The organism is Pauljensenia sp. UMB1177 (assembly GCF_030217965.1).
Taxonomy (GTDB): Bacteria; Actinomycetota; Actinomycetes; order Actinomycetales; family Actinomycetaceae; genus Pauljensenia; species Pauljensenia turicensis_A.
In genome coordinates this window covers 231,026-245,408 of the sequence record NZ_JASOOV010000002.1, presented here as the reverse complement: position 1 = coordinate 245,408, position 14,383 = coordinate 231,026, and the positions used below count along the sequence as shown (strand labels likewise).

The following is a 14,383-nucleotide window of genomic DNA, read 5'->3' as shown; positions in this document are numbered from 1 at the left end:
TTCCCCCTTGCGTGCGTTCAAAATAGTCCTGAACAGCGCTTACTTACAGGCAAACGGTCACCGAGCGACTTATTCGCTTGCTGTTTCCTTGTTCATCGTCTGCCGTTTCAGCATGCGAAGAGTTGCAGTCTCATTGGTTGAGATGGCAAACTTTTGAATATGGAGGATTCAACGACTAGTGGAGTCGGAGTTCTTGACAAGGCAGCACTCGTTCTCGGCGCGCTTGAAGCCGGACCTGCTACCTTGGCTCAACTCGTCTCCGCGACAGGTTTGGCCCGACCCACCGCGCACCGTCTAGCGGTTGCCCTTGAGTACCACCGCATGGTTGCTCGCGACATGCAGGGACGTTTTGTTCTCGGTCCCCGCCTCCAAGAACTCGCTTCGTCTGCTGGCGAAGACCGTCTGCTTGCGGCGTCGATGCCCGTCCTGAAGGCTCTTCGGGATCATACGAAGGAATCCTCACAGATCTTCCGTCGCCAAGGCGACTACCGTGTCTGCGTTGCCGCATCCGAACGTGAGATGGGTCTGCGCGACTCCATCCCGGTTGGCGCAACTCTATCGATGTCCGCCGGTAGCGCAGCACAGGTTCTGCTTGCATGGGAAGAACCCGACCGCCTCCACCGTGGTCTTTACGGAGCCTCCTTCAACGCGACGACGCTCTCTCAGGTTCGTCGGCGCGGGTGGGCACAGTCTGTCGGCGAACGCGAGCCGGGAGTCGCGTCAGTTTCCGCTCCGGTACGAGGCCCCTCGGGTCGAGTCCTCGCTGCCCTGTCGATTTCCGGTCCGATTGAACGCATGGGGCGCCAGCCCGGTCGCCAGCACGGCCCGTCCGTCGTCGCAGCAGCAAACCGCCTGTCTGACTTCCTGCGTAGTGTCGAAGACGGCGAGCTCTAACCTCCTCTTCCGCCTTTAACCTCCAACGCATAAAAGTGTGAGTCCCAAGAAAACTCTTGGGACTCACACTTTTGACTATCGAGTCGTCAGCAGTCCGTTGTCGTGTTCAGACGCAGGACACCGTAGGTCCAACCGTGTCGGTGGTAGACGACGCACGGTTGCTTCGTTTCCTTGTCAATGAACAGGAAGAACGGGTGGCCAACCATTTCCATCTGGTTGAGTGCTTCATCAACCGTCATCGGTTCGGCTTCGTGAACCTTTTGACGAACCAGGATCGGAGTATCGCCAAGCTGCTCTTCGCGCGCTTCACCAACCTTGAGGTCTTCCGCAGAGCGAAGTTTGAGCGGAGCGGCCTCTTCGATGGTATCTTCAACCGGCGCAGGTTCTTCGAGGAACTCGACCTCATCCATCTCGTGAGAGTAGCGACGACGATGATCCTTGGCGCGGTCACGCAAGCGACGGAGGCGTTCGAAGAGTTTACCGGCCGCAATATCTACAGCTGCGTAGCGGTCGCCGGATTCTGCTTCTGCTCGAATGATTGGACCCTTGCCGTAGACCGTGAGCTCAATTCGCTCGGCGGTATCTGCTTGGCGAGGATTACGTTCGTGTGTCAGTTCCACGTCGACGCGCTGAGCGCGCGGGTAGAACAGGGTAATCTTCGAGACTTTCTCTTCGACGTACTCACGGAAGTTCGGGTGGATTTCCGCGTTGCGTGCGACGACAGTGATGTCCATTTTTCCTCCATGGGAAGCTGGCGAGCTTCGTTGCTCGCGGGGTTGAATGTCCGATTGCCTCATCGCATCGGACGGTGATCGTAGCTATCACCCCCAGTCGCTGGGCAAAGACGCCATTCTTCGGGTCATCTTTGCTCTATCGGTTATACGCCTATCATACCCCTTTTTGCGTGAGCTGCGTCATAGAAAGGCTAAACTCGGGCACATACGCCGACCGCGTCAACCCGTCCAACAGCGCGCGCCACCTCACGGCATGTCGCTCCTGTTGTCAACACATCATCAACAATCACTACCGCCACATTGGCGGGAATATGAAGCCGCCGGCGCATGGATCCGGCTCGATCGAGACGGCGGCCTCGTCCCCCACGACCCGCTTGAGAGCGCACGCCAAACCGCAAACGAACTGCGCCAACCACCCGCGCTGGCCGTCCACTGACCTGCGCAAGCCCTAACGCAACACCCCGGGCAAAAGCGCCGGTCACATTCTTACCGTGAAGCACTCGTTTCCAGCTCGACGGCGCAGGAATCACCCACCACGGCTCATCGCCTGGAAGCGCAGTGGCAAGACAACGCCCCACACTTGCGCCCGCGTCATATAAGAAGTCGTCGCCACGAAAGGTCGGCGAATGTTTAGAGGCGATGATGATGTTCCTCAACTCGCCGTCATACCTTCCGATAAACGCCATCGGCACGGTGGCGCCACTTCCGTCATTATCACAGGGCGCGCATGGCATTCCCGTTTCGCTCTTCCCTAAGGTCACGAGACCGATCCGCTCTAATCGAGCGGATCGAAGCGCGATACTACGACAACGCGGACACACGACATGATCCCAGACCATACAACCCGCACATTGAGCAGGCATCAGTATTGACAGCAGGGACAAAACCGCGATGCGTAAACGCTGAAGAAACTCCATTTCTCCATCATGTGCCTCTGCTTCAAGGAGAGCGAACGGGGAATCTGCATTCTGTGGATAACCCGCCTCAATTGCTACGGTGTTTAACAATTGTTCACTTTGACGTGAAAACGAAACTGAAAACGAATCAGATATGCACTCTAGCCGGGGAATCGCACGTCGGCGAAAGTTGCGGGCATAGCCTGCCATAAAGCACCCGTTCGACACGTGACGCTACCCGAACGGACCTTCACACACACATTCGCCGTCGTCAGACCAGCACTGACTGCTAAGGCCTGATCTGGAACCTCGGACTGGGAAACAAAGCCACCAATCGCAACTTCATCGAGTTCCATATCGTCACTATCAGCCGACGATTCAGCCGAACGAACAACCACATAGGACGACGAACCAGCCCACGAAAGATCAGCAATCTGCCCGTGAATACCGAGAATCGCCTGACCGTCTTCAAGGCCTAATGGCACACCGCTACTATCTCGCGCAACCGCGAACATCCAAGCGGTCGCGTTCGACGGCGTTCCAGACAAAACAAGAGCTCGCGCGCCATCGGGCGAAATGGCAACGCGAAGCACGCTCACAACACCTGTTTCATTCATGGGAACACGTCCAACCTGGCCGTCGGGAGTCGTTGCAATGATCGGTCCGCTTGTTGAAGCGGGCGACCAGACCCAGCCGAAGCGGTCAATCGAAGGAGCCCCGGCCTCGTTCCCCGCCGACCCCACGTCCACCGACGAATGCGCGCCTTGAGCACCCGAGGCGGACACGACCAGCGAATTTCCTTCGCGCCATGCCACAACATCGCGGTTAATCGGCGACACCGCCGGATACGACGCGGAAGACGCAGGAGAAATCGGCAAGTCGAACGGTGTCAGAGTGGAGCCCGCCAGCGATCCAATGCGACCTGCCTGCAAAGCAATTCGCGTATCCAACGAATAGGAGGGCAACGACGGAGTCTCGACCCCTTCGAGAGAAACCCCGGAAAGACTCAGATCCACTGTGGAAATCTGCGAATCCTGAAGGAGGGTTTCCGTCACCTCCCACGCAAGAAGCTGACGCGGGGTTCCCTCGCCAACCGTGGGGGCGCTCAGATCCACTTTCGCGATCTGATCACTGATTTCAACACCCTGAGCCGGGAACGTCGTTCCACCGGGAATCGCATTCGTGACCGCCGCTTCGATCGTTTGGCTCGGCCCAGCGATCAGACCTGAGAGCAGATGCGAGGCAAGGCGACGCGAAGGATACCAACGAGGATCCGCAACCAAGGCATCCCCGGTCGTCGCCGGGAAATAGAGGTTCGCTTGTTCATAGGCGGCACTGAACGCCGTTTGAGAAACGATGAACGCATCTTCGGGGGAATCGATGCGCCACTGCCCGCCCTCTTGGACCAGGTTGAACGTCGACGAGATCATGGAGTCTTCGCTCCGCGTCATCACGCCTTCACTGTTCACTGACGCGACAGCGGGAACAGTCACCGTTGCTGTTAACGTTCCCGATCCCTCATCACCTTTAATTGAAATCGACGGCGACGAAGCAGTGTCATAGATCAGAGCCTCATCATCTGGTGCCCACGCCTGCTGGGAAGCAGCCGTTAAAAACAAGCGCGCAGTCGCAAAATCATCATTCGTTCCCGCAGCGCTTGCAAGAAGAAAATCAGAAATCAACGTCTGCGGATCAGAATTCTTCAAAGGCCCATCAGCAGCAAATTCAACGGGATCAACGTCAGGAACAGACACCTCAAAGGGCGCTGGATCCGATGCCAGAGGCAAAGCAATACAGCCGGCAAGGCCAAACATGAGGATTCCGGACAATAATCCGGACGCACATCGTCGCTTGAGGGCACACCTCATCATGTGGCTTCCTCCCACAATTCAAGAGGAGTCGACACTACGGTCCCACCCGCCACCTTCGGCAGGGTCATCACGAACGAGGCTCCTTCGCCAATCTTTCCTGTCGCAACCAAAGTGCCCCCGTGAAGCGCCACGTCCTCTGCAGAAATGGACAGACCCAACCCGGTACCACCCGTTGTGCGTTTACGCGAAGAATCCGCGCGGAAGAAGCGGTCAAAAACGTGGGAGGCTGTTTCCTCACTCATACCGGCACCATGGTCGCGCACTCTGACAGCAACGTCTGTTTGACTCTGAGCGACCGTAATATCAACCGGAGTTCCTTCGGCGAATTCAAGAGCATTCACGAGTAGATTGCGTAGCACGCGCTCGATACGACGCACATCAATCGGGCACGCGCACCGTTCTTCGCCCGCGTGAAGTGCGACGGGTACACCCAGTCGATATGCCAGCTCAGTATTAGCTTCAATAACCCTGGCAACAACCGTCTTCAGGTCCGTCATTTCAGCTTCAAGATCAGCTGAGCGAGCATCGTAGCGTGAGATCTCAAGCAGATCGGTAAACAGTGAATCCATTCGTTCTGTCTGATCGTGGAGAAGTTCAGCCGATCGTTTCGCCGGAGCGGGTAGGGCATCCCGGTTATCCCAGATGACTGAATCCGCCATCTTGATTGTCGTCAAAGGCGTTCGAAGTTCGTGGGACACATCGGAAACGAAGCGCTGCTGAAGCTGTGAGAGCTCGTCGTATTCTTCGATCTTTAATTGTAAGGATTCAGCCATCAGGTTGAAGGCCCCCGACAGCTGAGCCATTTCGTCACTGCCCTTCACGTCAAGACGAACGTCCAGATCACCGGTAGCAAGTTTCTTCGCCGCATCTGCCGTTTTGCGAACGGGACGAAGCAACTGAAATAGCATCCAAAACGCGCCAACTGGCAGAGCAATCATCAAGGGAGTGGCGGCGACCAAAAGGACACGCATCACCATATTCACCTGGCGCTGATCGGAGGCAAGGGAATAGACGATGTACAGTTCGTGCGTTCCTGCTCGAGGAAGACGCACCGTCGTTCCGACAAGGATTCCCGGATCCACGTGATCGCCGTTGGCTGGGATGGCAACAGACTTCCACTGAGCCTGTCCCCCGTTTTGCACGGCATCGCGCATTTCGGTGTCGATCAACGCATCAACATTCGCGTCGACGATCTGGTTGATACGGAACGTCGATGTCGAGGTCTGAGAACGCAAGAGAATAACAGAAACAGCACCCGCACCACCGGCAGATGTCCGAATGTTCTGAACAACCTGACGGGCAGCTTCCTGAACCTGATCGGGAGTTGAAGCCGTTGACTGGTCGAAAACAACCTGGGCGCTTGAAAAACGCAGGGCTGCGTCTTCGAGGATCTGAGTTCGACGCGACTCAAATGCGGTATCTTTCAACTCAGCAGACACGAGCAGTCCGAAAACAGTGATCACTCCGAGGGCTGCAACCGTGATCGCTAAAGCCGAACGAAGTGATAGCGAGGCGCGGACCGCGCGCGCAGGCCCAGAGCGATAGACGGCTGTGTAGACACGCGAGTTCGTCCACTTACGCACACGTGAACGAAGGCTCTGAACCCACTTCTTCAGCCACGGGTACTTGTGATAAGGCGTGTCAGGCGAGCTGGCAACATCGCTGGTTGAAGCCACCGCGTCATCTTGAACGAGCTCCGAGTCAGTGTCGCTTGCCACGCCACGGTCAGGCGCCTGCGCCGGCACGGTAGCCGACTCCCCTCACCGTGATAACAACTTCAGGCTTTTCCGGATCTCGTTCGATCTTCGAACGCAGACGCTGGATATGAACATTCACAAGACGTGTGTCCGCCGCATGGCGGTACCCCCACACCTGCTCAAGAAGTTCTTCTCGACTAAACACCTTCCACGGTGCTCGCGCCAGCGCGACAAGAAGATCGAATTCAAGCGGGGTCAGCGAAATTGCTTCGCCCCCACGCATGACCTCATGCCCAGGAACATCAATCTCGACGTCATTAATCGACAGCTTTTCGTCACCTGAGTCGTCACGCCCACGCAGACGTGCACGAATTCGAGCAACAAGCTCCTTCGGCTTAAACGGCTTTGCCACATAGTCGTCCGCACCTGCTTCAAGGCCAGCCACAACATCTGACGTATCCGTGCGAGCGGTCAACATGACAATCGGAACATCCGACTCCAGACGAATCTGTTGGCAGACTTCAATTCCGTCGATACCGGGCAGCATGAGATCCAAGAGGATCAAATCAGGATTCGACGCGTGGAAAGCCGCGAGCGCTCCGCTTCCATCTGGGCAGGTGGCGATAGCAAATCCTTCGGCTTCTAATACGATGCCAATCATCTCTGCAAGGGCGACGTCATCGTCGACTACTAGGATTCGCGGAGTCATATAACGATCGTGTCACGATCGAACGGTTTTTGTGACTCGACTCGCCAAATGGTTCAACGTTCCCCTTTTCGCTGCCCATTTTCCTTATCTCTTTATCGTCTCATGCCATACTTTTTTCATCTTCATTGATTGAAGTGACCTCCAGAGAGCCGTCATGACTGATTCACACGACTTCCGCCACCTCCACGTGGGTTCATGGGGAGAACCGGATTCTCCGAACACTCCGCAGTTCCACCCACAGGACAATGCCACTGTGTGTGCCTCTCAGGATCCTTCGTCCACTCAGGGCTTCAATCAGCCTCCCATTCAGGCAATGAGCTCCACGCCGATGTCGCCCGGTTCTCCCTCCCCAGTTCAGCCCGGAATTGTCCCCCTGCGCCCACTGGGCGTGGGTGACCTGTTTTCTGGAACGTTCGAGGCTCTTTCAAAGAACCCGTTCATCTTGTTCATTCTTCCCGGAATCGTCACGATTGTTGCTGGGATCATTACGCTCGTCACGATCTATTTCGCGTTACCGAATTTCACGTCGCTTGTTGATTTTGACGGTCACATATCGACCGATGACCTGTCGACAATCGGGATGACGATGGCGCTTCGTACTATTCCCTTCGTTCTGATTCTGCTTGGTCTAGCTGGCTTGTTCCCAGCGATCGTGGTTCCAAACGGTACGGCTGACGCGATCATCGGTAAGAAGCTATCCGCCGAAGATGCCTTCAAGCGCTTTAAGTCCAGACTGCTTGCCATGATCGGTTTAAACATTCTCTGGGCATTCCTCTTCACCCTGATCGTCAGCGTTACGTTCGCCGTATTCTCGCTGGTCGCCCTAGGCGTAAACTACGTCACCGACCGTAGCCACACTCAGATGATGATGGTTTTCTTGCTCTTCGGCTCAGTTGGAGCGATCACGACATTCCTTGTGTGCGTGTTCTTCCACGTTCGGTTCATTTTTGCTCAAACGGTATGCGCGGTAGAAAATCTCTCCCCATTTAAAGCGTTGAAGCGCTCGTGGAAGCTCACACAAGGCGTAGCGTTCAAGACTCTTGGACGCACCATCCTGATTGCAATGGTGATGGGCGCGATCGGAAGTATTTTCTCCGGAGTGCTCTCCACATTCACTACGTTCACCATCAGTACCGACTTCACTTCGTTCACCATCAGTACCGATCCGCAGATGTATCTGACCGCAATTCCGTTAGCGGCAGTAGCATCCACGATCGTGCAGATGCTTGTCATGCCTCTTTCGCAGACATACATCGCGTTGATGTACGTCGACGAACGTATCCGCAAAGAAAACTTCGCTTACACGTTGATGGAGCAGATTCGTCACTGAGCCTGCTGAGCGCGTCCGTTTAGTGCGAGTGCGGAGCGTCAGAATCAGAAATAACCGTGAACTGAGCCCTGCGTTTCGCATACGGAGACTGCGGGTCAAGAGGGCTTGAAGTATCAGGATCTTGGGACGTAAACGGACCTCGTTCGCAGGCCTCGTAGGTTCGCGGTCTGGAACTACGCGATGGCGAATCCGTTGCCTGAGAGGCGGACGAACGCGGAGGAACTCCAGCCTGCGATGCTTCGGATGACGAGGTAGGCGTCTTGGCGGCCTGGCGAACCGCGTCCACAAGGGCAAGCAGATCGTCGCCCGAAGGCGGAACCGAATCAAAGTGGGTGACAAGTCGGATGAGCTGCCAGTCCTGAGGCGGATTAAAGCGGTTCGCGTGGTCTTCGCACATGTCATACGCGTTGGGTTGCGCATATGTTGACAGGGGGCCGAGGACAGCCGTAGCGTCCGCATAGTCATAGGTCAACGTGGCAACTGCCGGACGCGAGCATCCTGGCTTAGAACAAAGACGAGCCGAAATCACCCCCATAGCCTACGCCAGGATTACCCATTCGGGGCGTTGGCACTCTGGCTAAGGCGAAGCACGTTAATGTTGTGGGGTGCCTAGTCGAATTCATCATCCTCGTCGCGATCCTCATGGTCGTGGTGGCAGGGGTCCCGTCTTTTTCCCGGGAACACCCGCATGGCGAACCAGGCGCGAAGCCTTCGATGAAATGATCGGCGCGCACATCGTAGAGCTCACTCGACGCTGGCCCGAAGTGGCAACAATCGAATTCGCTACCGAGGATGTTCCTCCGTCAAATCCAGCTCCGTGGGAATCACACGCTGAAGTGCTTGCGCGCATTTTCCACGCTGATCGCAGGCGAGGTCTTCGAGACAGAATTGTCATCTATCGGCTTCCGATCGTTCTTCGCGCAGGCGATCAGGACGTCGTGAAGATTACACGTCAGATTCTGGTCGACAGGATCTCGCACATCTTGGCGATTCCGCCGGATGAATTAGACGAATACCTGCGCTGACAGGTTGAAGACACACTGCCAGCCGAACACGTTGTCAGCGCGTCGGCTAATATGCGTGCCTTACCTAGTTGAAAACACACTGCCAGCCGGGACACCGTCAGGGGCCGACGTGGACCCTAGCTTGTTGCGTTGCCAACCCTCCGGTGCCGACATTCCACGTTGCGTGCACAACACCATTCGGAGTTGTTGCGCTGACAACGATGGAGGCGTAAATCTGCTGATCAGATGTCACTTTGCCGTTATCTCTAGGAAGATCAACGACGGTGGATGTGCCCGCAGGAACTTGGATTTCCCGACCAGCAACGCTGACCGTAGCGTCTGAGGACGCATCCGTGAGAGGATTCACCAGTACCATCTGCGCATTCACGTCGCTCACACCGGAGTTACTTTCCAGAGACGTTGCGCGCAGAGGCGTGGCACTCAGTTCCTTTGTTACCAGATCACTCAGGGTTGTTAGCCCTGGAACATCTGCCTTCGAGAGAGCGTTCGCAGTGGCGATACTCGACAGGATCGTCCACGTCTGATCCGTCTGCGCCCACTTTCCGCCATCCCACGATTGTTCAATGGCACTCACGACCGGCGCATCGGAAGTGACCATAATGCCACTGGCGGTTGACGCGATACCCGTCAGTGGAATATCCAGAACGGTTTGGGCATCAATTTCCAGTTCTGTTCCTTCGACAACCTTTGACCCGTCCTCGCCGATCAAGGTGACCTGAATCGACGCGGGGTCTTCCCCGGGGACACCGATGCGGAGAAGAGACGCTGTTTCGCCACCAAGACCCGCGAACACTACTTGTGTCGCAGGTTTCGTCGACGCACTCCATGTGGCACCAGCGGGGATTTCGCCATCCAATCGGGAAGTTTGAGCCCACGCGGAGATGCCCACCGAATCGGACTCAATATGCAGGGCGATTCTCTCTTCGTCGGGGTACCAGCCCGAGGGCACGACGGTGATCGTTTTCCCAGCGGGCACGGTGAGCGTGTGCGGAGCATCGTCCAGCAATCCAATCGGCCCATAGCCGGTCACGGAAACGGTTGCTGGGGTTGCGCTGGGATTGGCCAGAGCAAGAACAACGTCATTACCCGCATACGTCGAGCCCGTAAGAATCCATTGATCACCGCTGGGAAGTGAGCAACCCGTGGCTGACAATCCCAGTAGTTCTCCGCCGCCTTGGCCAGTGATGACAACACCTGTAGGAACGCTGATTTCTTCATTTGGCGCCCCTGAGGCAGTGATCGATCGGGCCAGTTCATCACCGTCTGTGGGGGCAAGAGTCGACCAGATGTGTCCTGCAGTCGTGGTGGCAGGAGTCGACGCGAATGGGTCAATGATTCCCGGTGGACATGCAAGCGTCACCGACGACGGGGCAGCCGTGATGACGGGTGTTTCAATCGTCGTGGGTTCTTCACCGGACAGGAACGTTGTAGCGCTAGCGGCAAGCCCCAAGAGTGCAAGCGCACCAAGGGAAGCGAGCAGTGCGACCGGTTTGTTCATGCGTTCAGTCATGAGCGACGCTTCCTCCACGGCATACCGGCCAAGAACGCGAATCCTAGAGCCACCAGTGATGCGATCATCCACGGGAGTTGCCACCAGCTTTGATGCCACACGTGAAGCTCTCCGTCGGTAACCCCACTAAATGCTTGCGCCCAGCCATTGGAGGCCAGCTGCGGGGTTAGCTCGGTTCCGTTCACTGTTGCTTTCCAGCTGGAATGCGCGCGTTCTGCCAGTTGCACTGTCGCATTCGTTCCGGTGTTTTCAACCGTTCCACGCGCATCAAGCAAACCGGAGTCGAGGCTGGCGACGGTGTTGAACGCATTCAGTGTCACCCGCGCAGGGGTACGGCCTTGCGGGCGGATACGCCACAGGTATCCCGCATCGGTTTCGCCAACGCGTTCAATGTCGGGGGCAGATGCCAGTGCTTGCACGAACTGCTGGACTTGTACAGAATCAGAGCGCACCAGAATCGAGTCGATTCCGTGTTCACCGATTGCCTGGACTGTAGAGGCGTCAGGGTAGGAAACGAGCGTGAGCACCAGCGTTTGAAGGTCTGCTGTTGCTGCGTCCGATGGTGCACCCGCGGCGGCCTCGTGGTAGGCGATCGCGCGGGTAAGCGCTGTTGAGTCGGTGAATGACGGTCCGTTTGCGCGCCATACGTTGGCATCAATGACGAAGAATGTTGCGTCTGCGTCCAGGACAAGGACGCGTCCTGCAGTTTCGGACGTTTGCGCCTGCTTGGACACTGCCGCGATCACATTCGGGTTGGCGACGACGTGGTCTGAAGTCAAGCGTTGAGTTTGCGTCAAGTCGCCGTCAGCGCCAAGCGCACGAATGTGAGTAAAAGCAGGAAGCACCCCACCGGCGACGATTCCGATTGTGCCGATGAAAGCGACGAGTTTCAGCCAGAACGGTGCTTTGGCGTCCCACGTCTTGACGTGAGAGGACGAAAGTGCGATGGCAACAAGCATGCCGACCGCGCCAAGCGAGAAGTAAGTGCCAGTCCAGATAGTTGTCGTGGCTGCTCCGCTCAGGCCTGCATCGAGTCTGGAGGCGAAGGGTGTCGACGCAAGAATCAGTGCACTGGTGAACACGATCAGTGGGACGACGCGGTTGCGACGGTGCGCGCTAAGCGTCGACGTGGTCATGACTGCGAAGGAGCATGCCACTCCCCCGATGATTAAGAATGCCGAAGGCGCGACCCAGATGCTCATTTCAAGAATCGACGAGGCCGTGCTTCCCAATCCGAGCACCGTGAACCACGAGGGCGCGGACGTGGAAGCAAAGGTTCCGCCCGAAGCATCCAGCAAGGCTCGCCAGCCTCCGGGACTGGTCAGGGCGAAAGCGTAGAGCGGAGTGATAAGAACAACCGAAGGAAGAAGAGCGAGCAGAGCGTGAACCCATGGCAGGCGCCGGGTTGCGGTAGCCACAATCAGTGCGAAGAGCACTGCAAGAAGCCCGGAAGGAAGCGCTGCAACAAGGAAGGCCGAGGTCAACGCAAAGCGCGCTAACGCACCGGTTCGTTCTGACCTGAGCAGTTCCACGGTGCCTTGCGCTCCGGCAATTCGCAGAGGCTCTGGCGCAATGAGAACGCGGAACCATTGGTCAACGGCAAGGGGAAGCAGGACGTGGAAGAGTGCCGGTCCGATACGCCCCTGCGAGGCGGCAAGGCTGAGGGGCGGAAGGAATGCCCATGCGAGCGATCCTAGGGCACGCACTGCGATGGACTGAGTCAGACGACCGGTCAGGTGCCATGCGCTCAGGCAGGAAAGTGGCCCGGTGAGCATCGCAATGATGCCGATAACGGTAGTCGGTTCGATGCCGGCAAAAGAGAAAGGCCACGTAATAAGTGCGAAGGGAATCAACAGCGGATCGTTAGGGCCGGCCATACCATCGCCACCGGGGATCCATGAAGCCCATGCTGCGTCCCAAAGATCGCTCCACGACGAAGGGAGAGTACGCCACGCGCCACCACTCACTGACGAGGTACGTCCCCACCAGAAGGCCACGCCAAGGGCGATCGTGGCGAGCATGATGGTCGCGAAAGCTACGCGTGAGCGCGAACGATACTGAGCGCGCGATGCGGTGACCAGCGGGTCTTCGTCTTTGTCTTGACCGATTGCCTGGCGTCGTCTGCGCGCACTGTCACGCACCTGTCGACCGCTTACGTACAGCTCGCGAAGAACCTTGACGGGAACGATACGACTACGTGCTGCACGGTGACGCGCTAAGAGCAGGTGCGGGGTTATCGCAATCAGAGCCAACCATGCCCGCAATTCAGGCCAGAACAGTTCACCGCGACCGCTGACTAAGCGCCCAAAAGCACGTGCGGGCGACCAGAAGGCAAGCCAGAGCGCCAAGAATGGCAAAGTGAAGACTCGCACGCCCTTTGCCCAGTTATAGAGCTGGGCAAAGCGACGCTGGCCAAAACTCATATCGCGGGGGACGCGCACGGAAATGGAGGAAGGCTGGTTGAACAGATCGAGAACGCGGGCATCGTCACTCGCCGTTGCAGGCTGGTCGTCTAAAGACTCTTCAGTGTTTTCGCTGAGCGCCAGTAGTGCCGGAGGAATGTACGAGGTACGAAGGTGGCGAATCCTCGCTTTGGGCGCTACAACAACGCGATAGCCGGCAAGGTGCAACCGGCGGGAGAAATCGAGGCCTTCTCCGAACGGACCGAGAGCAGTGTCAAATCCTCCCACTGCGTTCCAGGCAACGGTGGAGACGAGCATTCCCGCAGTGCCGACGCCCAGGACATCAGAGGTTGAGTCGTATTGTCCTTGGTCGATTTCGCCACGGAGAATTCCGTCAGCTCGACGCGCGCTGGACGTTGCCTGAATACCGCATTCAATGATGTGGGACCCATCGGAGCACATTTGTTTTGGACCGACGGCACCGATGGTGCGTGAGCGGTCTGCATGTGCCCAGAGGGCATTCAAGCAGTCTGGTTCAGGAATGGAATCGGAGTGAAGGACCCAGGCCCACGCGTAGGTGTTCAGAGCAGCGTCTTTATCGGCGAACGCCCGATTGAGAGCCTGCGAAATGTTCTTGGCGCGGGGCGCGCTGATTCTGTGGGCCGTGGGAGCAATGCGACCAATGAGCCCAGCAATTTCAGTGTCTGACGCTGGAGAACAATCAATAACATAGATTGCACCAGGCTTCATTGTCTGGGCTTGAACAGCAACGAGGACATCGCTGAGGATTTCAGTGGCCTCGTGAGCAACAACGAGAGCTACGACAGAGGAGCTCACTGGAGAGTCATCTTTCAGATAGCGAGGCGACGCATACGACGGCGTTCGCGCTCTGACAGCCCGCCCCAAATACCGAATCGCTCGTCGTGGTCGAGAGCGTACTGCAAGCATTCTTCACGAACTTCGCAGGACTGGCAGACAGCTTTTGCTTCGCGTGTTGACCCGCCCTTTTCGGGGAAGAAGGCTTCCGGGTCGGTCTGAGCGCAGAGTGCGTGCTCTTGCCATGCAAGAGGACCGTCAATCGACGCGTAGAAGTCAGCATCGAGTGCTTCAGACCAAGAAATCGGTCCGTCACCGAGAATGTTCCACACGCGAATATCTCCTTGCAGTTTTACATCAATATAAGAATTACACGCGTGTCATCTTCATAAGTCAAGCCCGAGGGAGTAATTGAGAAATCCTTGCCTGCCAGTTGCAAGAAGTGAACTATTGTGGTTAGCCAGTATTTGTGCGCCTCAAGCAGGTTTTCGGCAGGAAT

General features: G+C 56.9%; 12 protein-coding genes. 3 read left to right on the top strand and 9 right to left on the bottom strand.

The annotated features are described in order from the left end of the window. Positions 1 to 159: 159 nt before the first annotated feature. Positions 160 to 894: an IclR family transcriptional regulator gene (locus QP442_RS04285; RefSeq protein WP_006681325.1), complete on the top strand. Its 735-nt coding sequence runs from the start codon at positions 160 to 162 to the stop codon at positions 892 to 894. Between the two features lie 86 nt (positions 895 to 980). Here the strand turns inward: QP442_RS04285 and hpf are convergent, their stop codons facing one another. The 5 genes from hpf to mtrA all read right to left on the bottom strand — a co-directional run bounded on the left by hpf (position 981) and on the right by mtrA (position 6,801). Beyond that, positions 981 to 1,628 (bottom strand): ribosome hibernation-promoting factor, HPF/YfiA family, encoded by a 648-nt coding sequence (gene hpf, locus QP442_RS04280; RefSeq protein WP_006681326.1) that lies wholly within the window; start codon positions 1,626 to 1,628, stop codon positions 981 to 983. A 191-nt stretch (positions 1,629 to 1,819) separates the two neighbouring features. Further along, the gene (locus tag QP442_RS04275) at positions 1,820 to 2,314 is read right to left on the bottom strand and encodes a ComF family protein (RefSeq protein ID WP_285069657.1); all 495 of its coding nucleotides are present in this window, start codon (positions 2,312 to 2,314) and stop codon (positions 1,820 to 1,822) included. Between the two features lie 371 nt (positions 2,315 to 2,685). Beyond that, positions 2,686 to 4,353, bottom strand: a complete 1,668-nt coding sequence (locus tag QP442_RS04270) for a GerMN domain-containing protein (RefSeq protein ID WP_285069656.1) — start codon at positions 4,351 to 4,353, stop codon at positions 2,686 to 2,688. Positions 4,354 to 4,391: 38 nt separating this feature from the next. Continuing rightward, entirely contained in the window at positions 4,392 to 6,140 is a 1,749-nt protein-coding gene (mtrB, locus tag QP442_RS04265; protein ID WP_103631977.1) for an MtrAB system histidine kinase MtrB, read from the bottom strand. Continuing rightward, the gene (gene mtrA / locus QP442_RS04260; protein ID WP_285069655.1) at positions 6,121 to 6,801 is read right to left on the bottom strand and encodes an MtrAB system response regulator MtrA; all 681 of its coding nucleotides are present in this window, start codon (positions 6,799 to 6,801) and stop codon (positions 6,121 to 6,123) included. Before mtrA ends, mtrB begins: the two co-directional genes overlap by 20 nt. Positions 6,802 to 6,955: 154 nt before the next feature. Between mtrA and QP442_RS04255 the strand changes: the two genes are divergently transcribed. Continuing rightward, on the top strand, positions 6,956 to 8,131 hold the full coding sequence (locus QP442_RS04255; protein WP_141089603.1) for a hypothetical protein: 1,176 nt from the start codon (positions 6,956 to 6,958) through the stop codon (positions 8,129 to 8,131). A gap of 19 nt (positions 8,132 to 8,150) precedes the next feature. Here the strand turns inward: QP442_RS04255 and QP442_RS04250 are convergent, their stop codons facing one another. After that, positions 8,151 to 8,660 carry a DUF3499 domain-containing protein gene (locus tag QP442_RS04250; RefSeq protein WP_006681332.1) on the bottom strand — a complete coding sequence of 170 codons (510 nt, stop codon included), beginning with the start codon at positions 8,658 to 8,660 and terminating at the stop codon, positions 8,151 to 8,153. A 76-nt stretch (positions 8,661 to 8,736) separates the two neighbouring features. Here QP442_RS04250 and QP442_RS04245 point away from each other — a divergent pair, with 76 nt between their 5' ends. Then, on the top strand, positions 8,737 to 9,156 hold the full coding sequence (locus QP442_RS04245) for a metallopeptidase family protein (protein ID WP_219810861.1): 420 nt from the start codon (positions 8,737 to 8,739) through the stop codon (positions 9,154 to 9,156). A 97-nt stretch (positions 9,157 to 9,253) separates the two neighbouring features. Here QP442_RS04245 and QP442_RS04240 read toward each other — a convergent pair whose 3' ends face one another. From QP442_RS04240 to QP442_RS04230, 3 genes are read right to left on the bottom strand one after another with little or no spacing between them, the layout of a single operon-like run. Then, the gene (locus QP442_RS04240) at positions 9,254 to 10,666 is read right to left on the bottom strand and encodes a DUF5719 family protein (protein WP_103631981.1); all 1,413 of its coding nucleotides are present in this window, start codon (positions 10,664 to 10,666) and stop codon (positions 9,254 to 9,256) included. Beyond that, a complete protein-coding gene (locus QP442_RS04235; RefSeq protein ID WP_181002094.1) occupies positions 10,663 to 13,905 on the bottom strand; it encodes a glycosyltransferase family 2 protein in 3,243 nt (1,080 codons plus the stop codon). The genes QP442_RS04240 and QP442_RS04235 overlap by 4 nt, the downstream gene beginning before the upstream one ends. Before the next feature lie 14 nt (positions 13,906 to 13,919). Further along, positions 13,920 to 14,216 (bottom strand): WhiB family transcriptional regulator, encoded by a 297-nt coding sequence (locus QP442_RS04230; protein WP_103631983.1) that lies wholly within the window; start codon positions 14,214 to 14,216, stop codon positions 13,920 to 13,922. Positions 14,217 to 14,383 lie beyond the last annotated feature (167 nt).

Excerpts from the sequence above, each read along its gene's own strand:
- mtrA (WP_285069655.1), bottom strand. The coding sequence starts at position 6,801 with ATGACTCCGCGAATCCTAGTAGTCGACGATGACGTCGCCCTTGCAGAG.
- QP442_RS04255 (WP_141089603.1), top strand. The coding sequence starts at position 6,956 with ATGACTGATTCACACGACTTCCGCCACCTCCACGTGGGTTCATGGGGA.
- hpf (WP_006681326.1), bottom strand. The coding sequence starts at position 1,628 with ATGGACATCACTGTCGTCGCACGCAACGCGGAAATCCACCCGAACTTC.
- QP442_RS04240 (WP_103631981.1), bottom strand. The coding sequence starts at position 10,666 with ATGACTGAACGCATGAACAAACCGGTCGCACTGCTCGCTTCCCTTGGT.
- QP442_RS04285 (WP_006681325.1), top strand. The coding sequence starts at position 160 with ATGGAGGATTCAACGACTAGTGGAGTCGGAGTTCTTGACAAGGCAGCA.
- QP442_RS04275 (WP_285069657.1), bottom strand. The coding sequence starts at position 2,314 with ATGGCGTTTATCGGAAGGTATGACGGCGAGTTGAGGAACATCATCATC.